The organism is Cupriavidus sp. H18C2 (genome assembly GCF_049393795.1).
Taxonomy (GTDB): domain Bacteria; phylum Pseudomonadota; class Gammaproteobacteria; order Burkholderiales; family Burkholderiaceae; genus Cupriavidus; species Cupriavidus pauculus_C.
Window position 1 is genome coordinate 1487100 of sequence record NZ_CP186010.1, and the last position, 21157, is coordinate 1508256.

The 21157-nt window shown below is 65.5% G+C and carries 17 protein-coding genes, 1 tRNA gene and 3 pseudogenes; 13 read left to right on the forward strand and 8 right to left on the reverse strand.

All coding sequences use genetic code 11. From position 1 onward, the window contains the following. Positions 1 to 199 precede the first annotated feature (199 nt). Positions 200 to 1447, forward strand: coding sequence for a Zn-dependent hydrolase (locus EPAKOI_RS06845; RefSeq protein ID WP_423193343.1), 1248 nt, complete (start codon positions 200 to 202; stop codon positions 1445 to 1447). A 377-nt stretch (positions 1448 to 1824) separates the two neighbouring features. On the opposite strand, the gene EPAKOI_RS06850 is transcribed toward EPAKOI_RS06845, so the two are convergent. Next, positions 1825 to 2607, reverse strand: a complete 783-nt coding sequence (locus EPAKOI_RS06850) for an IclR family transcriptional regulator (RefSeq protein ID WP_313837881.1) — start codon at positions 2605 to 2607, stop codon at positions 1825 to 1827. A gap of 233 nt (positions 2608 to 2840) precedes the next feature. Between EPAKOI_RS06850 and EPAKOI_RS06855 the strand changes: the two genes are divergently transcribed. The 6 genes from EPAKOI_RS06855 to EPAKOI_RS06880 all read left to right on the forward strand — a co-directional run bounded on the left by EPAKOI_RS06855 (position 2841) and on the right by EPAKOI_RS06880 (position 8478). Then, positions 2841 to 3554, forward strand: coding sequence for a GntR family transcriptional regulator (locus EPAKOI_RS06855; protein WP_423193344.1), 714 nt, complete (start codon positions 2841 to 2843; stop codon positions 3552 to 3554). A 34-nt stretch (positions 3555 to 3588) separates the two neighbouring features. Then, positions 3589 to 4266 carry a DUF2848 domain-containing protein gene (locus EPAKOI_RS06860; protein ID WP_313837807.1) on the forward strand — a complete coding sequence of 226 codons (678 nt, stop codon included), beginning with the start codon at positions 3589 to 3591 and terminating at the stop codon, positions 4264 to 4266. Positions 4267 to 4331: 65 nt separating this feature from the next. Then, the gene (locus EPAKOI_RS06865; protein WP_423193494.1) at positions 4332 to 5654 is read left to right on the forward strand and encodes an amidase; all 1323 of its coding nucleotides are present in this window, start codon (positions 4332 to 4334) and stop codon (positions 5652 to 5654) included. A gap of 161 nt (positions 5655 to 5815) precedes the next feature. Continuing rightward, positions 5816 to 7141, forward strand: coding sequence for an MFS transporter (locus EPAKOI_RS06870; protein ID WP_423193345.1), 1326 nt, complete (start codon positions 5816 to 5818; stop codon positions 7139 to 7141). Between the two features lie 221 nt (positions 7142 to 7362). Beyond that, a tRNA-Leu gene (locus EPAKOI_RS06875) sits at positions 7363 to 7449 on the forward strand. 324 nt (positions 7450 to 7773) lie between these two features. After that, positions 7774 to 8478: a hypothetical protein gene (locus EPAKOI_RS06880; RefSeq protein WP_423193346.1), complete on the forward strand. Its 705-nt coding sequence runs from the start codon at positions 7774 to 7776 to the stop codon at positions 8476 to 8478. Positions 8479 to 8561: 83 nt separating this feature from the next. Here EPAKOI_RS06880 and EPAKOI_RS06885 read toward each other — a convergent pair. Both EPAKOI_RS06885 and EPAKOI_RS06890 read right to left on the reverse strand, forming a co-directional pair. Further along, positions 8562 to 8774, reverse strand: a pseudogene (locus EPAKOI_RS06885) (hypothetical protein); the annotation flags it as partial. 42 nt (positions 8775 to 8816) lie between these two features. After that, the gene (locus EPAKOI_RS06890) at positions 8817 to 9434 is read right to left on the reverse strand and encodes a phage baseplate assembly protein V (RefSeq protein ID WP_313837804.1); all 618 of its coding nucleotides are present in this window, start codon (positions 9432 to 9434) and stop codon (positions 8817 to 8819) included. A 631-nt stretch (positions 9435 to 10065) separates the two neighbouring features. Between EPAKOI_RS06890 and EPAKOI_RS06895 the strand changes: the two genes are divergently transcribed. The 4 genes and pseudogenes from EPAKOI_RS06895 to EPAKOI_RS06910 all read left to right on the forward strand — a co-directional run bounded on the left by EPAKOI_RS06895 (position 10066) and on the right by EPAKOI_RS06910 (position 13845). Further along, positions 10066 to 10272 (forward strand): YHYH domain-containing protein, encoded by a 207-nt coding sequence (locus EPAKOI_RS06895; RefSeq protein ID WP_423193495.1) that lies wholly within the window; start codon positions 10066 to 10068, stop codon positions 10270 to 10272. A gap of 124 nt (positions 10273 to 10396) precedes the next feature. Then, positions 10397 to 11365, forward strand: coding sequence for a chromate resistance protein ChrB domain-containing protein (locus EPAKOI_RS06900; RefSeq protein ID WP_423193347.1), 969 nt, complete (start codon positions 10397 to 10399; stop codon positions 11363 to 11365). A gap of 58 nt (positions 11366 to 11423) precedes the next feature. Next, positions 11424 to 12620, forward strand: coding sequence for a chromate transporter (locus EPAKOI_RS06905; RefSeq protein WP_423193496.1), 1197 nt, complete (start codon positions 11424 to 11426; stop codon positions 12618 to 12620). A gap of 11 nt (positions 12621 to 12631) precedes the next feature. Beyond that, a pseudogene (locus tag EPAKOI_RS06910) lies at positions 12632 to 13845 on the forward strand (MFS transporter). Between the two features lie 206 nt (positions 13846 to 14051). Here EPAKOI_RS06910 and EPAKOI_RS06915 read toward each other — a convergent pair. After that, positions 14052 to 14447, reverse strand: a pseudogene (locus tag EPAKOI_RS06915) (phage virion morphogenesis protein); the annotation flags it as partial. Between the two features lie 310 nt (positions 14448 to 14757). Beyond that, positions 14758 to 16014: an MFS transporter gene (locus EPAKOI_RS06920; protein ID WP_423193348.1), complete on the reverse strand. Its 1257-nt coding sequence runs from the start codon at positions 16012 to 16014 to the stop codon at positions 14758 to 14760. Between the two features lie 180 nt (positions 16015 to 16194). On the opposite strand from EPAKOI_RS06920, the gene EPAKOI_RS06925 reads away from it, so the two are divergent. Both EPAKOI_RS06925 and EPAKOI_RS06930 read left to right on the forward strand, forming a co-directional pair. Next, positions 16195 to 16677, forward strand: coding sequence for a (2Fe-2S)-binding protein (locus tag EPAKOI_RS06925; RefSeq protein ID WP_124684400.1), 483 nt, complete (start codon positions 16195 to 16197; stop codon positions 16675 to 16677). Then, on the forward strand, positions 16674 to 18980 hold the full coding sequence (locus EPAKOI_RS06930; protein WP_423193349.1) for a molybdopterin cofactor-binding domain-containing protein: 2307 nt from the start codon (positions 16674 to 16676) through the stop codon (positions 18978 to 18980). The genes EPAKOI_RS06925 and EPAKOI_RS06930 overlap by 4 nt, the downstream gene beginning before the upstream one ends. Here EPAKOI_RS06930 and EPAKOI_RS06935 read toward each other — a convergent pair. From EPAKOI_RS06935 to EPAKOI_RS06945, 3 genes are all read right to left on the reverse strand, one after another. Next, positions 18952 to 19887, reverse strand: a complete 936-nt coding sequence (locus tag EPAKOI_RS06935; RefSeq protein ID WP_423193350.1) for a LysR family transcriptional regulator — start codon at positions 19885 to 19887, stop codon at positions 18952 to 18954. The genes EPAKOI_RS06930 and EPAKOI_RS06935 overlap by 29 nt on opposite strands. Positions 19888 to 20042: 155 nt before the next feature. Next, positions 20043 to 20339, reverse strand: coding sequence for a hypothetical protein (locus EPAKOI_RS06940; RefSeq protein ID WP_423193351.1), 297 nt, complete (start codon positions 20337 to 20339; stop codon positions 20043 to 20045). Positions 20340 to 20356: 17 nt separating this feature from the next. Beyond that, positions 20357 to 21157, reverse strand: a complete 801-nt coding sequence (locus EPAKOI_RS06945) for a hypothetical protein (protein ID WP_423193352.1) — start codon at positions 21155 to 21157, stop codon at positions 20357 to 20359.

Here is a 21157-nt window from a genome sequence, read left to right on the forward strand (position 1 = left end):
CGGCAAGGCCGGTCGCTGGGGAAGACGTGTTCTGGGTCACAGGCAGGGCTCCTGGGTGATGGGTGAAGGTGCGGGATGGGACTGCCTCCGGTCTAGCAAGTGATGTGCCAGTGGCCATGCACCATCGCGACGTCCGCCGCGCGTGGTCTGCTTCTTGCACAGGGGCAATCCATCTTCACTCACCGCAGACCACCGAGACATGGATTCGCAATTCACTCCCCGCATCAATGGCGCCCGCCTGTGGCAATCGCTGATGGCGCTTGGCGAGATTGGCGCCACGCCCAGGGGCGGCGTGTGCCGCATCGCGCTGACCGACGAGGACCGGCGCGGGCGCGACCTGGTCGTGCAGTGGTGCCGCGAGGCGGGGCTGGACGTGCGCGTGGACGAGATCGGCAACGTCTTCGCGCGGCGCGCCGGCACGGACCCGCACGCGCCGGCCGTGGCCACGGGCAGCCACATCGACACGCAGCCGTCGGGTGGCAAGTTCGACGGCAACTTTGGCGTGCTGGCCGGGCTGGAAGTCATGCGCACGCTCGACGACCTGGGCATCCGCACGCGCGCGCCGCTGGAGGTGGCGTTCTGGACCAACGAGGAAGGCACGCGCTTCACGCCGGTGATGATGGGCTCGGGCGTCTTCGCGGGCGTGTTCGACGCGGCCCACGCCCGCGCGCAGCGGGACCGCGACGGCGTGAGCGTGGGCGACGCGCTGGCCGCCATCGGCTACCACGGCCCCCAGCCGGCCGGCGAGGTGCCCGGCGGCATGTACGCGGCCTATTTCGAGGCGCATATCGAGCAGGGGCCGGTGCTGGAGGCGGCCGGGCTGCCGATCGGCGTGGTGTCGGGCGCGCTGGGCCAGCAGTGGTACGACGTGACCGTGACCGGCCAGGACGCCCACGCCGGGCCCACGCCACTGGCGCTGCGCCACGATGCACTGCTGGCGTCGGCGCGGATGATCGAGACCGTGAACCGCATCGCGCGCGACGAGGCGCCGCACGGGCGCGGCACGGTGGGCTTTGTCGAGGTCACGCCAAATTCGCGCAACGTGATTCCGGGGCGGGTGGATTTTTCGGTGGACTTTCGCAACCTGGGCCAGGACGGCCTGGACCGGATGGACGCGGCCATGCGCGCGGCGTTTGCCGGCATCGCCGACGCGGCGCGCGTGGCCGTGGAAATCCGCCAGGTGGTCAAGTTCGAGCCGTGCCTGTTCGCACCCGCCTGCGTGGACAGCGTACGCCGCGCCGCCGCCCGGCTGGGCCTGCCACACATGGACGTGGTCAGCGGCGCCGGCCACGACGCCGTCTACGTGGCCCGCCGCGCCCCCACCGGCATGATCTTCGTGCCGTGCAAGGACGGCATCAGCCATAACGAACTGGAAGATGCACTACCCGAACACATCGAGGCCGGCGCCAACGTGCTGCTGCAGGCGATGCTGGAGCATGCGGGGTAGGCGAGGGATGGCGTCATGCCCGGTGTTTCTCCCCTCTCGCGCCGTGCGGGAGAGGGGCCGGGTGTGAGGGCGTTGAGGCTCTGCTTGCCGACCTGTCGCAGTTTGATGCGCTGGCCCTCACCCCCAACCCCCTCTCCCGCAGGCGGGAGAGGGGAGAAAACAGGAGGTACAAGTCCAGGCTATCGAGTAGTTTTTTGCCCCCTCCCGCTGTGATTTTTTGCTCCCCTCTCCCGCCGTGCGGGAGAGGGGCCGGGGGTGAGGGCGTTGAGGCTCTGCTTGCCGACCGGTCTCAGTTTGATGCGCTGGCCCTCTCCCCCAACCCCTCTCCCGCAGGCGGGAGAGGGGAGAAAATCCTCATGCCGAATGACGAACCCCGCCTAATGCCCGATCGACCTTGAAATCGCCCACGCGCACTCGATCACCAGCGGGCCGAGGCGGCGTTGGGCGTCGGCCATTGTCCAGCGGCTGGCGGGCGGGGAGACGTGGACCGCGCCGACAGCCTCGCCGCGGCTGTTCACAATCGGCGCGCCGATGCCCATGTCGCCCAGGAACAGTTCCTCCTCGTTGCACGCGTAGCCGACCGTCCGGCAGGCCACTACCGCCTCGAAGATCGCGTCGACGTCGGTCAGCGTTGCCGGCGTGCGTGGCGCCCGCGTGGATGCTTCCAGCATGGCGCGCACCTGCGCGTCGGGCAGCTTGCTGAGATAGGCGCGGCCCGAACTCGTGCAGTACATCGGAATCCGCATGCCCACGGGCGTCAGCACGGGCATGTGCTTGGCGGTCATCAACTGCGCCACGTAGACCATGTCCAGCCCCACCGGCTCGGTCAGGTTGGCCGTCTCGCCGCTGGCATTGGCCAACTGCGACAGGTACGGGCTGGCGATGGGAATCAGCGCGTCGGCGGCCAGGTAGTTGTAGCCGATCTCCATGACCTTCGGCGTCAGCCGGAAGCGGCGCGTCTGCGGGTGCTTGTCGACGTAGCCAAGGCGCTCCAGCGTATGGACCGTGCGCTGTGCCGAACTCTTGCTCATGCCGGTCAGCGCGGCCAGTTCGGCCAGGGTCAGCGTGCGGTGGACGGCGCTGAACGCCCGCAGTGCCTCCAGGCCTTTTTCCAGCGACTGGTTGAACAGGGGATCGGGACGGTCTTCAGTGGCTTGCATGTTGGCGGCGGGCACCATCGTCGTGACCCGCTGCACCACGATGGAAGCATATTGCACCAAGATATGGATGAATCGATTATCGATTCGTGACGGGTGGCCCATGATACGCGGCGCCACCCCGCGCGCCTAGTGCTGACAAGGTTCTGCGCGTTTACCCCTACGTCGCCCCGCCTTGCCGTCAGTGAAATATCACACTAGTATCACAACAACTTCAAACGACCCAGGCAGTGCCCGTGGCCAATCCCATCCGACTCGTCGGCAACGCCGACTCTAGCGCCGAAGCGGCAACGTCCGCGCCGCCGACGGCCGCCCAGAGCGGCGCCGCGCTGCGCGAGCAGGCGTACACCGAGATCAAGCGCCGCATCATCGCGTGCGAGTTCCGGCCCGGCGAGCCGCTGAACGAGGCGCAGGTGGCCGCGCTGCTGGGCCTGGGCCGCACGCCGGTTCACCAGGCGCTGCATCGGCTGGAAGTGGAAGGGCTGGTGTCGATCCTGCCGCGCAAGGGCGTGCTGGTGACGCCGCTGTCGCTGAACGAGGTGCTGGACATGATCGAGGTCCGCGCCACCAACGAGGTGCTGTGCGCCACGCTGGCCTGCGAGCGCGGCCACGACAGCGATTTCAAGGCGATGCGCGACATCGTCGACCGTTCGCCCGACCTGATCGCCCGGCGCGACATTCCCGCGCTGGCGTCGCTGGACCTGAAATTCCATACCGCGATGTCCGCCGCGTCGCGCAACCGCGTTCTGGCCGAACTGCTACGTGGCCTGCACGAGAAGCAGGCCCGTTTCTGGTTCCTGTCGCTTTCCGACCCGCAGCATCTTGAGAACGTCTACCAGGAGCACCTGGAGATCGTGGATGCGCTGGAGCGGCGCGACGTGCCGGCCGTGCGCGACGCGATCCGCGCGCATATCGACGAATTCCGGAAGAACATCATCCGGACCCTCTGACCGACTTCTTTTCCTCGCAACAAGGTAGCAAGCCATGCCGACTCTGCAACTCCAGGTAGCCGGCGGGGGCGCACTCGCCCTCGACATCGAACGACTGATCATCGCCGGCTGGACCGGCCGCGACCGCGACGCCGTGCAGCACCATATCGACGAGCTGAAGGCCATCGGCGTGAAGCCGCCCGCCACGGTGCCCACGTTCTACCCGCTGGCCGCGCAACTGCTGACCACCGCCGACGTGCTGGAAGTGCCGCGCGACGATTCGTCGGGCGAGACCGAGTTCGTGCTGCTGCAGGGCCCGGACGCGCTGTACATCGGCATCGGCTCGGACCACACCGACCGCAAGGTCGAGGCGTACGACGTGACCGTGTCCAAGCAGATGTGCGCCAAGCCGATGGGCCGCGAAGTGTGGCGGTTCGACGAGGTGGCCGACCATTGGGACGCGCTGGAGATGCGCTGCTGGCGCGTGCGCGACGGCCAGCGCGCGCTGTACCAGGAGGGCAAGGTCACGCGCCTGCTGGACCCGCGCGACCTGATTGGCCGCCTGACCGGCGAGGACCAGCTGCCGCCGGGCACGGCGATGTTCTGCGGCACCCAGGCCGTGATCGGCGAGATGGGTCATGGCGAATCGTTCGAAGTCGAACTGCATGACCCCGTGCGCAACCGCAGCCTGCGCCACGCCTACCGCGTGGAAACGCTGGCCGTGGCCGAGTAAGACAGCTCACTTTCCTGCCCACTTTCCTGCCCATTTCGTAACCGAGAGAGCGAACCACGATGACGATGACCGCCCCGACCATTGCCGACCTTGCCGCCGCGCTGGCGGCCGGCCGCACCACGAGCGTCGCGCTGACCGAGCAGGCGCTGGCCCGGATCGACAGCCACCGCCAGGCCGGCGGCACCGCCTTCCTGACCGTGGATGCCGACGGCGCGCTGGCGCAGGCCCGCGCCGCCGACCAGGCCCGCGCGGCCGGCATGGTGGCGTCGCCGCTGGCCGGCCTGCCGGTGTCGATCAAGGACCTGTTCGACGTTCGCGGCCAGGTGACGCGGGCGGGCGCCAAGGCGCTGGACGGCAATGCCCCGGCGCAGGCCGACGCGGTGGCCGTGGCGCGCCTGCGGGCGGCCGGCGCGGTGCTGATCGGCCGGACCAACATGAGCGAGTTTGCGTTCTCCGGGCTGGGCCTGAACCCGCACTACGGCACGCCGCGCACGCCGTTCGATCCGGATCGGATCAGCGGCGGCTCGACGTCGGGCGGCGCGGTCAGCGTGGCCGGGCAGATGGCTGTGGCGGCGCTGGGTACCGATACGGGCGGGTCGATCCGCATTCCGTCGGCGTTCTGCGGCCTGACCGGCTTCAAGCCCACCGCGCGGCGCGTGCCGCTGGACGGCGGCGTGCCGCTGTCGACCTCGCTCGATTCGGCCGGCCCGCTGGCCCGCTCGGTGGCGTGCTGCGCGGCGATGGATGCGGTGCTGAGCGGCGAGACGCTGGACACCCGGCCGGCGCCGCTGCGCGGCCTGCGCCTGTACGTGACGCGCGACTTCGTGTTCGACGGCATCGACGCCGAGGTCGGCCAGGCATTCGAGGCGGCCGTGCAGCGGCTGTCGGCCCAGGGCGCCCAGATCGTGCCATTCGATTTCCCCGAGCTGCGGCGCCTGCCCGAGATCAACGCCGCCGGGGGCCTGACCGCCGCCGAGGCGTGGACGTGGCACCGGACGCTGCTGGCCGAGCGTGGCGACCAGTACGACCCGCGCGTGGCGCAGCGCATCCGCCGTGGCGAGAAGCTGAGCGCCGCGGACTACATCGTGCTGCTGGAAGAGCGCCGCGCGATGCAGCAGCGCGCGGCCTGGCTGCTGCGCGATGCCGACGCCTGGCTGATGCCGAGCGTGGCGGTGCGCCCGCCGCGCCTGGACGCGCTGACGCGCGACGAGGATTTCTTCGCGATCAACGGCCTGGTGCTGCGCAACCCGAGCGTCATCAACTTCCTGGACGGTTGCGCCACGTCACTGCCGATGGGCGAGGGCATGGGGCTCGGCGTCTGCGGCGTGACGGGCAGCGATGCCCGCGTGCTGCAGGTATCGGCCGCCATCGAACAGGCGCTGGGCTGAGGCGCCCCGCGGCCGGCCCGGCCCGGCCGCGCGGTCCCCGATTCCCGCACCGACGGGCAGCTTCCCACCTGCCCGGCACGCACGCGCCAGCACAGCGCACTGCGCGAGGACGCCGCCAATGTAGCGGTGTCCCACCCACCACACCCAAGGAGTAGTCACCGATGTCTTCCGTGATGACCGGCGCCCCGGGCGCCCTGGAGAACCTGCCGCCAGCGGAACTGGCGCAGCAACGCAACGAGGCGTACCGCAAGATCACCGTGCGCCTGATCCCGTTCCTCGTCTTCCTGTTCATCCTGGCGTGGATCGACCGCGTCAACGTGGGCTTTGCCAAGCTCCAGATGCTGCAGGACCTGCAGTTCAGCGAGGCCGTCTACGGCCTGGGCGCGGGCATTTTCTTCATCGGCTACTTCCTGTTCGAGGTGCCGAGCAACCTGCTGCTGGAGAAGATCGGCGCCCGCAAGACGCTGGCGCGGATCACCATCCTCTGGGGGCTGGCGTCGATGGCGATGATCTTCGTCAAGACGCCCGGCCAGTTCTACGCGCTGCGCTTCCTGCTCGGCATCTTCGAGGCCGGCTTCTTTCCGGGCGTGGTGCTGTACCTCACGTACTGGTTCCCGGCCGCGCGGCGGGCGCGCATCAACGGGCTGTTCATGACGTCGTTCGCCATCGCGGGCGTGATTGGCGGGCCGCTGGCGGGCTTCATCATGAGCGCGATGGATGGCGTGGACGGCTTGGCCAACTGGCAGTGGCTGTTCGTGATCGAAGGCATTCCGTCGGTGCTGGCGGGCTTTGCCGTGCTGGCGTGGCTGCCCGAGAAGCCGGCCAACGCGGGCTGGCTCAACGCCCGGGAGCAGGCCATCGTCACGAGCGACGTGGAGGCCGAGGCGCGCGACCCGGCCAAGCATTCGCACCTGAAGGACGCGTTTGCCAACGCCCGGGTCTGGATCTGCGCCGCGATCTACTTCTGCGTGGTGAGCGGCAACGCGACCATCGCGTTCTGGTCGCCGTCGATCATCAAGGAACTGGGCGTCCACGGCAACCTGCAGATCGGGCTGGTGTCGGCCATCCCGTTCGTGGCGGGGACGATCGCCATGGTGCTCAACGGCATCCACTCGGACCGCACCGGCGAGCGGCGCATGCACTGCGCGCTGGCCACGCTGCTGGCCGCCGTGGGCCTGACGCTGACCGGCCTCTGGCTCCATAGCGCCGTGCTGGCCCTGATCGCGCTGACCGTCGCGTCGATCGGCATCCTGGCCGCCTTCCCCGTGTTCTGGTCGCTGCCGTCCGCCTTCCTGGCCGGCACCGCCGCCGCCGGCGGCATCGCGCTGATCAACTCCATCGGCAACCTGGCCGGGTTCGTGGCGCCGTACATGATTGGCTGGTTCAAGACCACCACCGGCCAGCTCTCGTCCGGCCTGTACTTCGTGGCCGCGCTGGAGGCCTGCGCCACCGTGCTGGTGATCGCCTTCATCCGCGCCCGCCAGTAACCCGGCGGAGGCGGCCGCCAGGGCGGGGCAGGGGGCTGGATTCCCTGTCCGCCTTGCGCTACAATCCGCTTCCTTATCGCGCCGCGGCCAGAAGTCAAGCCAGCGGCACGAACCGGATCCCGGCGCGCCAGGCGCCAAAAGCAAGCCAAATCAAGAAAGGCGGGCAGCTCAAGCCGCCTTTTTTGCTTTGCGAACCTGCTTTGCGATCCGGTCCCAGGACTGCGAGGGTGGCGAAATTGGTAGACGCACCAGGTTTAGGTCCTGACGCCAGCAATGGTGTAGGGGTTCGAGTCCCCTCCCTCGCACCAAGTATCCTGTAGAGCACATTCGTGCATCTGCTCTGAAATTCCCGGAATGCCTTGTCCCAGAAGGATTTGCGGGTGTTATGCGTTCACAGCACCCCCCGGATTTCCCTTCAAGAATCACATATAATTTTTGCCTCGCCCCCAAAATTCCCCCAAAGAAGCCCCATGACATTGGCGGAGTTCATGCTTCGTTCGATCCAGCTGTAAACCGTTTTCAAGCGCCCCCTAGCAGGCCGTGGCCTCATTGGTTCCCCACGGTCAACAACCCAACTCACGCTGCACGCTCAGCACTGTGCAGGCACGTTGGACATAGGAGGACGTATCGAAATGGCTTTGGTTAACTGCGGCGAATGCAACAGAGAGATCTCTGACAAGGCACGGGCATGCCCGCACTGTGGCGTCAGAAGGAAGTCGAACCGCACAGCCGTGCTCAAAGGCGTCGTGGCGGCGGTCATCGTCATCGGCATACTGGCCCAATGCGCGGACGAGGGAAGTTCAAAACCTGAGGCGCAAGAGTCCACCCAATCGACGGAAAAGGCGACAGGCCCCGACAAAGAGCCGTCGGCCTCCACCGGCACGGCGACCATCGGACGCAGTACCCTTCAGATCCTGGGGGATCTTCCTGTCCTGGAGCGCTCTGCGAGTGTTCCGCTGCGCGACGGAAGCCCACGTGAGTCGATTCGCCTGAACCCCCACCTGCATCTCGAAACGATCGGTGAGAAAGCCGACCTCCGCAGTTACACGATGATGTTCGGGATCGCCAGTGATGACAAAGCGGGCGCAATAGAGACGGCCGTTCTGGTTGCGTCCGTCCTTGCCAACACTTTCCCCGACTGGATGGAAAAAGGTAGACAAGGAGGGAGCGCAGATTGGTTTAACAGAGCGACCAAACAGCTTGGCTCAAACATCAAGCGCAACAAGGACGACCCCGAGCCGGTGATACTGGATCGAGACGGACTGCGGATCCGCTACTCAGCGGTGCCGGTCATGAAGTTGTTTTTTGTGACGGTCGAGCCGGTGGGGGCGTTGTAGTAGTAACTGCAGCCGCGGGCGTACGGAGAGAGTTAGCGACGCTGGCTGGCGTGCCAGAGCGGGCGCGTTTTTGGCGCCTAGCAGAAACGGCGGCGAGATGACAAAGCCCCCGTGCGGGGCCTGGCGCCGTCGGGCGTCTTGTCCCAAACGGGGACGCCACGCCAGATGAAGCCGGCGGCCTGGACGGCGTCGGTCAGGCTCGGTAGCTGCCAGGGCGGGTCGGTGAAGAACAGGTCGACGAACGCGTCAGGAATCTCCCGCAGGACGTTGAGAGCGTCCCTGCGGTGCAGGCAGATCTGCGATGGCGCCGCCGGTGGCGCGGTTCAGGCCGACGTAGCTCATCGCGGGCCGTCCGTCCGGTCGCCGCCACGTCGGATGCCGCCGTGGTCGTGTTCATGTAGGACGACGCCGTTGGACGACAGCGCGCCGCCCTGGTGCGTCAGGGCGCCGCTGATCACGTTGCCGTGCTCGCCGCCATGCCCGGCGATGCCGTTCTGGTAGGACAGCAGGCCCCTTACGGTCACATCGCCGGTGAACGTCGTGTCCGGGCAGGACACCAGCACGCTGGCGGCGGCCTCCAGGATGACCCGGTGCACGCCGGCGACCGTCAGCGTGCTGCTGGCGTGGTCGTAGAAAGTTGTCGCGCCGTCCGGGTAGACCGTGACGGTCTCGGTGGCGCTATGGCTCGGCGTGTCAACGTGATCGGACGGGATGCCGCACAGCACCACCCCGTTGCGCAGCTCGCCGCTGGGGCAGAGCAGCACGACCTGCTCCCCGACGGTCGGCGGCGACCACGTCCGCGTTGCGCCGGCGCGACACTCAATCCAGGGCAGCCAGTCGGTGGTATTGCCGCCAGACCGGACGCGCACGCGCGGAGGCCGTGCGTGGCGTACCTCGACGACAGAGCCGAGGCGAATAAGGTTGGCGAGAAGGCGGGAAAGCTCAGCGGAATGCATACCCTCCAGCGTGCCTCAGGCGCGCGGGAGGGTGGTGGGGTGGGTGTTGTGGGGGGTGGGGTGACAACGAGAGGGGGCTGCATTCGGCCACTAGCAGTCACTCAGCACAGCGGACGCGAATGTCCCCGTTTTCCCTAAGCAGCCATTGGCTGCCCAGCAGTCTCGATACACCACAAACTCCTCAAGCGCCCGAAGCCTGGTCGGGAAGCGCCAGGACACCCGACCTGCCCTCTACGCGCAAGCACGCTGGAGCACTACCAGATCACACGTTGCTCGCCTGGCGGGCAACGGTTGGGCGGCGCGGTTGTCGATAGACGAAGAGAAGACTGAAGCCTGGTACTGATTGGCGACATGGATATACGAGGGCTAAGGGAAGATCGGAAGACTTGCAGCGGACCGCAGCAGAGCCGTCGCAATGGAAGGCCCAGCTGTTCGCGGCATTCTATGCAGCGCCTTCGACGGTCCGGTTTTATTGCCAAGATGTAATTGCCCGTCAATCTTCGGGGTCAACGGTTCGAACCTCTACTGGGCCGGGCTGCGCCACGCCTTGAGCCTCAATTCGATCAAGGCTGGTTTCTTCCGTGCGTCCTCAGTGTGTAGCCGGACTGCCACACTCCCTACCGTAGCGGGGATGGTTGAACGGCGGCGCAATGCTACCTTGGCCGCGCGGCAAACCAAGACCGCCACATCGACTCAGGGAGACATCGTGAAACGTATCGCTATTGTTCTTGTCACTATCCTCGCTTGCGCATCCGGAGTTGCCGCCGCGCATAGTGGCGGCACCGATCGCCAAGGGTGCCACGTGGACCACAGTACGGGTATTCGTCACTGCCACTAAAACACTCCGGTAGCGGCCCGGACTCGGGTCGTTGCAGAATGTGCGTATTAATCCATCCAATTCGGATTTTTGTAGAGATCTCTACAACATTGAAACGGGAGCTACGCCCCACTAAGCTGGGCGCATGACGCCTGTTCCTTCCTCCTCCCCATGGGTTCTGCTGGTCGTCAGCCTGCCCACCTCTGCCGCCACCGCCCGCATGCGGTTCTGGCGCGGCATCAAGGCGCTCGGTGCGGCCGTCTTACGCGACGGGGTGTATCTGCTGCCCGATCTCGCAGGATTGCGTGAGCCTCTGCAGACGCTCTCTAAAGACGCGATCAGTGAGGATGGCAAGGTCTGGACGCTTTCCGCGCAAGCCACGACCCCCGAGCAGGATGCCGAATACCGCGCGCTGTTCGATCGCACTGCCGATTATGCAGACTGGATGACGGAAGTCTCCGGCGCGCGCGCAACGTTGGCCGATGCCAACGAAGCTGAATTGCTGCGGATGACGCGCCGGTATGGTCGTGAATACGATGCCATCCGCAAGATCGATTTCTTCCCGAACGAGTCCACAGCCCGTGCCGAGTCGCAGTGGCGCGATTTCAACGCGGCCATCGACATCATGCTGTCGCCGGGGGAACCGCAAGGCGGGACTGGTCGTATTCCGCGTCGTGACCCGGCGCAGTATCAGGGACGACGCTGGGCCACCCGGCAACACCTCTGGGTGGATCGCGTTGCCTGCGCCTGGCTGATCCGGCGTTTCATCGATCCCCATGCCACCTTCCTGTGGCTCGAGGACATACACCAGTGCCCGGAAGATGCGCTCGGATTCGACTTCGATGGCGCCGTCTTCACGCATGTGGGCGACCGAGTTTCCTTCGAGGTGCTGCTCGCCAGTTTTGCACTCGACGAGAACAAGGGACTGGCGCGGCTGGGCCAGATGGTGCATGTGCTCGACATCGGCGGCACGCCCGTTGCGGAAGCCAGTGGCTTCGAAGCAATATTGGCAGGGGCTCGCGAGCGTCTGCCCGATGACGATGCTTTGCTGGACGAGATGGGTGATGTCCTCGACTCGCTCTATGCGCATTTTTCCAGCGCGCGCAAACGTTAGGACACGATAGTTGGTCGACGGCTTCCAGATCACCGCAACACACTCCACACACGACAAGATGAACGCGCCCCAGCCATCTGCCTCGGTCGAGCCAACGCACGATCTTCCCAGCTACACGTTGCGTCAACTGGTGTTGTACTTCCTGAAACTCGGCACGCTGGGTTTCGGTGGTCCGGTAGCGCTTGCCGGCTACATGCACCGCGATCTGGTCGATGCACGGCAGTGGATCACCGATGGCGACTACAAGGAAGGTCTGTCGCTGGCGCAACTCGCACCGGGTCCGCTCGCGGCGCAACTCGCGATCTACCTCGGCTATGTGCACTACCGCATCCTCGGCGCAACGTTGGTCGGTATCGCCTTCGTGCTGCCTTCGTTCCTGATGGTGTTGGCGCTTGGCTGGGCGTATGTGCGATTCGGTGGCCTGCCCTGGATGCAATCGGTGTTCTACGGCGTGGGTGCTGCGGTGATCGGCATCATCGCCATCAGCGCCTACAAGCTGACCAAGAAGAGCGTAGGCAAGGACAAGCTACTCTGGCTGATCTATCTCGTACTTGTCGCCGTGACGGTGATCACCGAATCGGAGGTTGCGTGGCTGTTCCTCGCGGCTGGCGTGCTGGTATGGTTCTGCCGCGCGCCGCCCAAATGGCTGCGGCAAGGCAGACTGAATGCGATAGCGGCCACCCCGCTGGCGGCGGGCGGCATGATGAGTACGGTTGACTGGCCGCTGCTGTCGCAGATCGCCGTGTTCTTTGCCAAGGCAGGTGCGTTCGTGTTCGGTTCGGGACTTGCCATCGTGCCATTCCTGTACGGCGGCGTGGTGACCGAGCACCACTGGCTGAACGACAAGCAGTTTGTCGATGCCGTAGCCGTCGCGATGATCACGCCCGGCCCCGTTGTCATCACCGTGGGCTTCATCGGCTACCTCGTGGCGGGCTTCCCTGGCGCCTGTGTGGCAGCCGCTGCGACGTTTCTGCCCTGCTACCTGTTCACCGTCCTCCCCGCGCCGTACTTCAAGAAATACGGCAAGCTGCCCGCGATCCTGGCATTCGTCGATGGCGTAACAGCAGCGGCCATCGGCGCCATCACCGGCGCGGTGATCGTGCTGGCGAAACGCTCGATTGTCGATATCCCGACTGCCCTGCTTGCGCTCGCCACGGTTGCACTGCTGCTCAGATTCAAGACGCTGTCAGAGCCGATGATTGTTGCTGGCGCAGCATTGATCGGTCTGGTGGTCTACCCATTGCTGCACCATTGATACGGCGCATCATGCTTGCCCGCCTCATCGTGCCGTCCGGTGTCGAAGCGAGTGTCATACCGCTGCTTGCCGGACGCTCGTTGCGTGGCTTCTGCGATGGCTTCATTGCCGTGCTCCTGCCCGCGTACCTGCTGGCCCTCGGCTTCGACCAGTTCGCAGTGGGTGCGATCAGCAGTGCCACGCTGATCGGCTCGGCACTCGCCACCATCCTCGTTGGACTTGTCGGCCATCGCTTTGCACAGCGGCGCCTGCTGATGTTGGCCGCCGTCCTGATGGCAATCACTGGTGCGGCCTTTGCGGGCCTGACATCGCTATGGCCACTGTTGATCGTCGCATTCATCGGCACACTGAACCCAAACTCGGGCGATGTGAGCGTGTTCCTGCCGTTGGAACAATCACGACTGGCCGAGGCGGCGACATCCGATTCACGCACGGCACTGTTTGCACGCTACGGTCTTGCGGGTTCCCTGTCCGCAGCGTTCGGGGCGTTGGCGCAGCCATTCCGGGCTGGATGTCCATGCATGCCGGCGTATCGTCTCTTGACGCCATGCGTCTGATGTTCGCCGTCTACACGCTGTCGGGCATCGCACTGTGGGCACTCTATGCGAGATTGCCCGATCCACATCCGCAATCAATGTCGCCACCAGCACCGTTAGGTCCAGCGCGCCGCATAGTCGTGCGACTGGCAATGTTGTTCAGCGTGGATGCATTCGCAGGCGGCCTGGTCGTCAATGCCTTGCTATCACTTTGGCTGATGCAGCGTTTCGGCATGACGCCCGGTGCAGCAGGACAATTCTTTTTCTGGGCGGGGCTGCTGACAACGGCGTCCCAACTCGCCGCGGTGCCGCTCGCCCGGAAAATCGGATTATTGAACACCATGGTGTTCACGCATATTCCATCCAGCATGTTCCTGATTGCGGCGGCGTTCGCACCGTCGTTGTCCCTGACGCTACTGTTGCTGCTGGCGCGCAGCGCACTGTCCCAGATGGATGTGCCAACGCGAACGGCGTTCGTGATGGCAGTCGTCACCCCCGCCGAGCGCAGTGCGGCAGCAAGTCTCACCGCAGTGCCGCGCAGCCTGGCCGCAGCGATCGGCCCGATGCTTGCCGGTGGCGTCATGGCAATAGGCTGGACCGGAGCCCCTCTGCTGGCTTGCGGCTTGCTGAAGATCGGCTATGACCTGGCCATCCTGGCGGCGTTCAGGCAGACCAAAACGTTGAACTGACGCAACTGAGATGCAACCCATCGCAAACCTCCGGTGTCCGGGGCGGCGACTCTACATGTCCGTTCACCGGCCTAAAGCTGTCGGTGGCACTGCAATGCTCGGGGGACTGCAAAGGGTCGAAAACGGCCCTCCGCCCTATCCCCCCACCACCCCCACCACCCCCACCACCCCCACCACCGAATCCCCCCAGCCGCTCCACATCCCCCGTCAGCCAGTCCCAGCAGCTCCCGCTGCGCATACTCCACCACCAGGCCGCCGCGGTTCACCCGGTCCCGTAGGCCGAACTGGTGGACCGCGGCGATTCGTCTGACGCTGGCGGCGAATTCCACGGCTGCGCTGTTGGCGTCCGCCTGCGTCTTCATGAACCGCGCTGTCCGCAGCTTTCCGAACATCTTGCGGCGGACGCTCCCCGCCTTCGCGCGCAGGCGCGGCTTGCGTGGCTCGTAGGAGGTGCCGTCGGGGTTGCGCTGGGCGGCGATGCGCAGGGTCTGACGCCGGCGCAGCTCGGCCGCGACAGCGCGCATGAGGGTGCGGCGCTGGCTGGGCGCCAGGTTGTGCAGGAGGGCGCCGGCCCAGGCGGTGAGGTCGTCCAGGTCGCTCATGCCGATGGCAGTTTCCAGCCGGCGGCAGGATGTGTGGGCACTGAAGCGCGAAGCCGAGGCGCCGTCGGAATGGTGACGGCCGGCAGCTGGAAGGGCGCGGCCGTCTGCGCTTGCGAGGGCCTGGCAGTCCTCCCCGGAGGGATTACCCAGAATCCCCCCAAAAAGCCCCTAAACAATTGATTCTGGGGAAGAACTGATTTCCCATTCTTCGCACCAAGTATCCTTTAGGCACATTCTTGAATCTGCTCAGAAATCCCCGGAATGCCTCTTTTCCTTTATCCAGGTTCGGGCCAGGCGCCAGCTGAAAACTTCACCGTGCCTCCCCGGCTTGCACGTGAGCGGATCGATCATCGAAACCCCAGACCCCCTCCGTCTTCGCGGCGCGGGCGGTCATCCATGCCAGGATGGCGCCGATAATCAGTAGCGATGCGCTGGCTTCGAGTGTGCTGCGATAGCCGTATCGATCGAACAGGATGCCGCCCACGGTGGAGCCCAGTGCGATCGACAGCTGGACCACGGCGACCATCAGGCCGCCGCCTGCCTCGGCATGGTGCGGGAACGTGCGGGTAATCCAGCTCCACCATCCGACCGGCGCCGCCGTTGCCACCAGTCCCCACAGCGCCAGCAGCACGACGACAGCGGCCGTGTGATGGCCCAGGCCGATCAGTGCGAGCGCAATGGAAGCCATGAGCGTCGGGATGATGACAAGCGTGGGGTAGAACGCCCGCGTCAGTACCGCGCCGATCAGCATGGTCCCGATGAATCCGGCCACGCCAATCGCCAGCAGGATCAGCGACAGGCTGGACGCATCGACCCGCGTGACCGTTTCAAGGAACGGCCGGACGTAGGTGAACAGCGTGAATTGCCCGGAAAAGAACACGCCGGCCGCCAGCATGCCCAGCGCGACGACCGGGCGCCTCAGGTGCGCGAAGACGTTTCCGTTCCCGTGGGGCGGCGTCGGCACCGGCATCGAGGGAAGGCTGAACCATTGCCAAGCAAGCGCGACCAGCGCAATCGGGACCAGGCAATAGAACGCACCGCGCCAGCCGATGAGTGCGCCGAGGTAGCTACCGACCGGGGCCGCGACGACGGTCGCCAGTGCGTTGCCACTATTAAAGATCGCCAGCGCGCGCGGCACCTGGTGCGCCGGGACCAGGCGGATGGCCGTGGCCGCCGACATCGACCAGAAGCCGCCGACGACGACGCCGATCAATGCGCGCCCGATCATATAGACGGTGTAGTTGGGCGCCACGGCAATGATGGCGCCCGATACTGCCATGACCGCCGTGAGCCCCAGCAACAGGGCCTTGCGGTTCGCACTGCCGGCGATGATGGAGATGAACAGGCTTGTGAAGACCGCAAAGGCGCCGGAGATGGCGATGCCTTGGCCGGTCATCCCTTCGGTGACTTGCAGGTCCGCCGACATCGGTGTCAGCAGGCTCACGGGCATGAACTCCGAGGCAATCAGCGCGAATACGCAGAGCGTCATCGCGAATACGCCGCTCCAGTAGGCAGCCGGCTGGGAGGAATGAGAGGGTGAGGTCTGGGAGGGTACGGGTTTTTCCATCGGCCGTATCATCGCGAGAAAGGCGGTCGCTTGACTAGCTGCTCAATACTTGTTGCCTTGATGAGCCAGTCTCATGAAACAGATTGATGATCTGTGTTCATGACGGTAATGAGCCAGGGTGCGTAATGAAATCGGCGCGTATCCGATACCATTCCCCGGTCCCCCGCCTCCCATCCGTCCATGACAAAGATAAACATCAACGGCCAGGCTCATGAGGTCGACCTGTCGTCCGACACCCCGCTCCTGTGGACGCTCCGCGATGCGCTGGGCTTCACGGGCACCAAGTTTGGCTGTGGCATGGCGCTTTGCGGCGCCTGCACCGTCCATGTCGATGGCCAGCCGGTCCGCTCCTGCGTCACGCCCATCTCCGCCGTGGGCACCAAGCAGGTGCGCACGATCGAATCGATGGAATCGGATCGCGTAGGCCGGGCCGTCCAGGATGCATGGGTCGAACTGGGCGTCGCCCAGTGCGGCTACTGTCAGGCGGGGCAGATCATGACCGCCACTGCGCTGCTGAAAGCGAATCCCAAGCCCACGGACGAGCAGATCGTCGCCGGAATGAGCGGCAACCTCTGCCGCTGCGGCACTTACAACCGCATCAATGCGGCGGTGAAGCTGGCGTCGACACGCCTTGCGGCCAACAAGACGGGAGCCAAGGCATGACGCGCACCGATCTCGACACCCTCGAACAACCGGCGCGCCGCCGTCTGCTGCAGGCGGGCGCGGTGTTCGCGTTGTCGCTCCAGTTCGGCGGCCTGGTTACCAAGGCAGCCGCGGCGGAGGCTGACAAGAAGTACGGCGGCGCAGCGATGCCAGGCGGCATCGTGGACAACCCGCTGGTATTCGTCTCGATTGCGCGGGATGGCACCGTGACCATCGTGGCGCATCGTGCGGAGATGGGCACGGGCGTGCGAACCAGCCTGCCGATGGTGGTTGCCGACGAAATGGAAGCCGACTGGAGCCGCGTCAGGATCGTTCAGGCCGACGCCAACGAGGCCCGCTATGGCAGCCAGAACGTCGACGGATCGCGCAGCATGCGGCATTTTCTGGCGCCGATGCGTCGTGTGGGGGCATCGGCACGGCACATGCTCGAAGCCGCCGCCGCTGCGCAGTGGAAAGTGCCGGCCACCGAAGTGCAGGCGCGCAACCACGAAGTCATTCACGCGGCAAGCGGCCGGCGGATCGGCTATGGCGAACTGGCCGAGGCCGCGATGCGTCAGCCGGTGCCGAAGCAAGACCAGCTGCGCCTCAAGCAGCCGGATGCATTCCGCTATATCGGCAAGGGCAAGATCATGCCCGCCGACAGCCGCGATATCGCGCGCGGCAAGGCCACCTACGGTATCGACGTGCGGCTGCCGGGCATGGTCTACGCCGTCATCGCGCGCCCGCCCGTGTTCGGCGGCAAGCTGCGCAAGGTGGATGGCACCGACGCGCTGAAGGTACCGGGTGTCCTGCGCATCGTCGAGCTGAAGGGCTATGACGGTCCGCCGTTGTTCAATCCGGTGGGCGGGGTTGCCGTGGTGGCGACCAACACGTGGGCGGCGATGCAGGGCAGGGCGGCGCTGAAGCTCGAATGGGATCATGGCGCCAATGCCAGCTACGATTCCGCCGTGTTCCGCCGCACCCTGGAAGCGGCCGTGCTGCAGCCCGGCAAGCCGCTGCGTAACGATGGCGATGCCCTGGCCGCACTGTTGGCAGCCGCTGGCCAGCGCAAGGTAGCAGCCCAGTACTACATTCCGCACCTCGCGCATGCGTCGATGGAAACGCCCGTGGCCACGGCGCGCTTCGTCGATGGAAAGTGCGAGATCTGGGCGCCGTCGCAGGCGCCTCAGGGTGCACTGGAAAGCGTGGCGAAGCACGTCGGGCTCGACGCCAGGGACGTGACGCTGCATCTGACACTGCTGGGCGGCGGCTTCGGCCGCAAGTCGATGGCCGACTTCATTTCCGAGGCAGCGCTGGTGTCCAAGGCCATCGGCGGCACGCCGGTCAAGCTGCAATGGACGCGCGACGACGACATTCACCACGACTATTTCCACACTGTCTCGGTCGAGCGCATGGAATCGGTGCTGGATGCCAATGGCAAGCCCACGGCATGGCTGCACAGGTCCGCGGCGCCCACCATCACCTCGACGTTCAAGGCCGGCGCGGAGGGCAAGGCCCCCTTTGAAGCGGGGATGTCGGCCATCAACATCCCGTTCCAGATTCCGTCGATCCGCCTGGAGTCCGCCGATGTGCCGGCGCACACGCGCATCGGCTGGTTCCGCTCGGTATCCAACATCCCGCATGCCTTTGCGGTACAGAGCTTTGTTGCCGAACTGGCGCATCAGGCCCGTCGCGATCCGAAGGACTACCTGCTGGAGCTGATCGGCCCGCCGCGCAAGATCGATCCCGCGACGCTGTCGGATAGCTGGAACTACAACGAATCGCCGGACGTGTATCCGCTCGATACCGGCCGCATGCGCCGCGTCATCGAGGAAGCCGCGCGCCGGGCGAACTGGGGCCGCAAGCTGCCCAAGGGTCATGGTCTTGGCATTGCCATGGCCTACAGCTTTGTGACGTATGTGGCGACCGTGGTGGAAGTGGCGGTGGATGCCAAGGGTCAGATCACCATTCCGCGCGTGGACATGGCGATCGATTGCGGGCCACAGGTCAACCCGGAGCGCATCCGTTCACAGGTGGAAGGCGGCTGCGTGATGGGCATCAGCCTGGCGATGCTGGGAGAGATCTCGTTCAAGGACGGCCGCGTGCAGCAGAGCAACTTCCACGACTTCGAGATCCTGCGGTCGCATATGGCGCCACGGGCCATCCATACGTGGATGGTGGGCGGCGATTTTGCGGTGCCACCCGGCGGTGTGGGCGAGCCGCCCGTGCCGCCCATCGCGCCGGCACTCTGCAATGCAATCTTCGCGGCGACGGGAACACGGATCCGGTCGCTGCCTATCCGTGACCAGCTTTCGCAGGCTTAGTCGAGGCAACGCCGTCCGGCTTGTGCCGGATGGCGTCTATCACAATCTTGAGCGCCCGCGACGACTGCCTGCGGCTGGGATAGAACGCGTGATAACCAGGGAACGTGGGACACCAGTCCTCCATGACCTTGACCAGTTTTCCCTTGTCCGCATAAGGCTGGATGACCGGCAATGGCAGGAAAACCAGCCCGAAGCCGTCGAGGGCGGCATTGAGCATCTGGTTGACGCTATTGCAGACCACCTGGCCTTCCACGCGCGCCTGGACCTTCTTGGACCCCTTGGCCAGTTCCCATGCGTAGAGTCCGCCGCTGGTGGAGAGCCGCAGGTTGATGCAGCGGTGCGATAGCAGGTCGCGCGGTGCCATCGGTTTGTCGCGGCCCTTGAAATAGGCGGGAGACGCCGCGATGGCCATCTTCACGTCGGGACTGATGCGCACGGCGATCATGTCCTTCTCGATCTGGTCCCCAAACCGCACGCCAATGTCGTAGCGCTCGCCGACGATGTTGGTCAGTCCATAGTCCACCGTCAGCTCGACGTTGAGGTCCGGATACTGCGGCAAGACCTTGGCCAGGCGAGGCCAGATGATGGCATCGATTGGATGGTCCACGGACGTGATGCGAATGGTGCCTGCCGGGCGCTCCCCAAGCTCGGCCACAGCGGAGAGGTCGGCTTCGATTTCATCGAACTTGGGTCCGATGGACCGGATCAGCCGTTCGCCGGCATCGGTCGTCGACACACTGCGCGTGGTGCGCGTCAGCAGCCGCACGCCCAGCCTTGCCTCCAGATTGCGAATGGTGTGACTCAACGCGGATTGCGTGACGTCCAGGCGAGCCGCCGCGCGCGTGAAGCTCCGCTCGCGCGCGACAGTGACCAATGCGAGCAGATCGTTAAGGTTGTGGCGGGGCATGGCAGCTCTCTGCGGGGAATCTGGTCCAGGCGCCGCGAAGGGCGCCATGAACGCATCTCATGAATGTTCCCGCTATTGTTGAGCCCGGCGCGTGTGGTGCGCAAGTGTTTTGTCGAGAGGCAGTGCGACCTTGGGGGGGATGGTTGCCGCTCTTGTCAGCCGTCGCTGCGGACGTGTACGCCATTGACCGTGTGGTTGCGCCCCACAGCGTTCGAGCACGGTACGACGCGCACGATCCGATAGCCCCCGGAATGCTCCGGCGCGACGCAAAAGAACCGGTACTCGCGCGAATCCACCGACGTAATGTCCTGCGTCTGGGCCTTGGCGGCGGCCATGGTCGGCGCCCATCTTCCTTCGGCTTCGTACTCGCCAAAGCGTATCGACTCCAGCAGCGCAAAGAGCGTCCTGCCGGGGAAGCGATCCCTGGCGGCGGGAACCTTCGGCGGTTCCATGGACGCAGCGTCCGGGTTCACGACACGTTTCGCTCCCAGCTCATCGCCCAGCCATACAAGGCAATGCAGCCCAGTATGATCAGCGTCGGGCCGAATACAAACGACAACAGCGGCATCATCATCAGCGAGCCGCGCGACAGCAGATAGACGTGCAGCGCCATCTGAAGAGGGACTGCCACCACGACGAATGCAATGCTCAGGACGGTCAGCAAAACCTTCCTCGACCACGAGAAATCGAAGATGTAGTACACGAGCGCGTGCCCCCAGGGCAGCACGAACAACAGGACGGCGGACGTCTTGACGCCGTTGTCGACGTAGCCGCTCACCGTGTACGGAAAGCTCTTTCCGCCGACGGCAAAGTACATCAGCGCCGTGGCTTCGATGCAGATGGCGAACAGCAGCAGGTAACGAAGCGGCAGAAAGCGGCCGCGGATATACCGCGCGAGTATGCACGCCAGCAGCGTGACGACGAGCGTTGTCCACCACGTCCGCGCATCAGGCGGGCCGGCCGCGACTTCCAGATAGGGCAGGGGCAGGTTGAACCAGATGAACGACACGTTGTGCTCGCCGGTGGTGCCCTCGATGCCGAGCTTGTCGAGCCAGAAAGCGAGCACGCCGGCCCAGTTGGCGCTCAACTGTCCCCTGAGACGCCATTCGATCGCGTTGAACAGGGCGGGCACCAGCACGATGCCGACCATTGTCGACGGAGAGAGCGTCAGGCGATCGAGCGATCGGTGTCTGGCCAGAGACAGTGTGTGCAACCCTAGCGCCCGGCCGGGGTCCGAGGCAGTGGTCGGCTCGCCGCGATCGTCTTTCAT

Bases quoted from the DNA above. Each gene is read 5' to 3' on its own strand.
- EPAKOI_RS06845 (WP_423193343.1), top strand. From the start codon at position 200: ATGGATTCGCAATTCACTCCCCGCATCAATGGCGCCCGCCTGTGGCAA.
- EPAKOI_RS06850 (WP_313837881.1), bottom strand. From the start codon at position 2,607: ATGCAAGCCACTGAAGACCGTCCCGATCCCCTGTTCAACCAGTCGCTG.
- EPAKOI_RS06860 (WP_313837807.1), top strand. From the start codon at position 3,589: ATGCCGACTCTGCAACTCCAGGTAGCCGGCGGGGGCGCACTCGCCCTC.
- EPAKOI_RS06865 (WP_423193494.1), top strand. From the start codon at position 4,332: ATGACCGCCCCGACCATTGCCGACCTTGCCGCCGCGCTGGCGGCCGGC.
- EPAKOI_RS06870 (WP_423193345.1), top strand. From the start codon at position 5,816: ATGTCTTCCGTGATGACCGGCGCCCCGGGCGCCCTGGAGAACCTGCCG.
- EPAKOI_RS06880 (WP_423193346.1), top strand. From the start codon at position 7,774: ATGGCTTTGGTTAACTGCGGCGAATGCAACAGAGAGATCTCTGACAAG.
- EPAKOI_RS06890 (WP_313837804.1), bottom strand. From the start codon at position 9,434: ATGCATTCCGCTGAGCTTTCCCGCCTTCTCGCCAACCTTATTCGCCTC.
- EPAKOI_RS06895 (WP_423193495.1), top strand. From the start codon at position 10,066: ATGGTTGAACGGCGGCGCAATGCTACCTTGGCCGCGCGGCAAACCAAG.
- EPAKOI_RS06900 (WP_423193347.1), top strand. From the start codon at position 10,397: ATGACGCCTGTTCCTTCCTCCTCCCCATGGGTTCTGCTGGTCGTCAGC.
- EPAKOI_RS06905 (WP_423193496.1), top strand. From the start codon at position 11,424: ATGAACGCGCCCCAGCCATCTGCCTCGGTCGAGCCAACGCACGATCTT.
- EPAKOI_RS06920 (WP_423193348.1), bottom strand. From the start codon at position 16,014: ATGGAAAAACCCGTACCCTCCCAGACCTCACCCTCTCATTCCTCCCAG.
- EPAKOI_RS06925 (WP_124684400.1), top strand. From the start codon at position 16,195: ATGACAAAGATAAACATCAACGGCCAGGCTCATGAGGTCGACCTGTCG.
- EPAKOI_RS06930 (WP_423193349.1), top strand. From the start codon at position 16,674: ATGACGCGCACCGATCTCGACACCCTCGAACAACCGGCGCGCCGCCGT.
- EPAKOI_RS06935 (WP_423193350.1), bottom strand. From the start codon at position 19,887: ATGCCCCGCCACAACCTTAACGATCTGCTCGCATTGGTCACTGTCGCG.
- EPAKOI_RS06940 (WP_423193351.1), bottom strand. From the start codon at position 20,339: ATGGAACCGCCGAAGGTTCCCGCCGCCAGGGATCGCTTCCCCGGCAGG.
- EPAKOI_RS06945 (WP_423193352.1), bottom strand. From the start codon at position 21,157: ATGAAAGACGATCGCGGCGAGCCGACCACTGCCTCGGACCCCGGCCGG.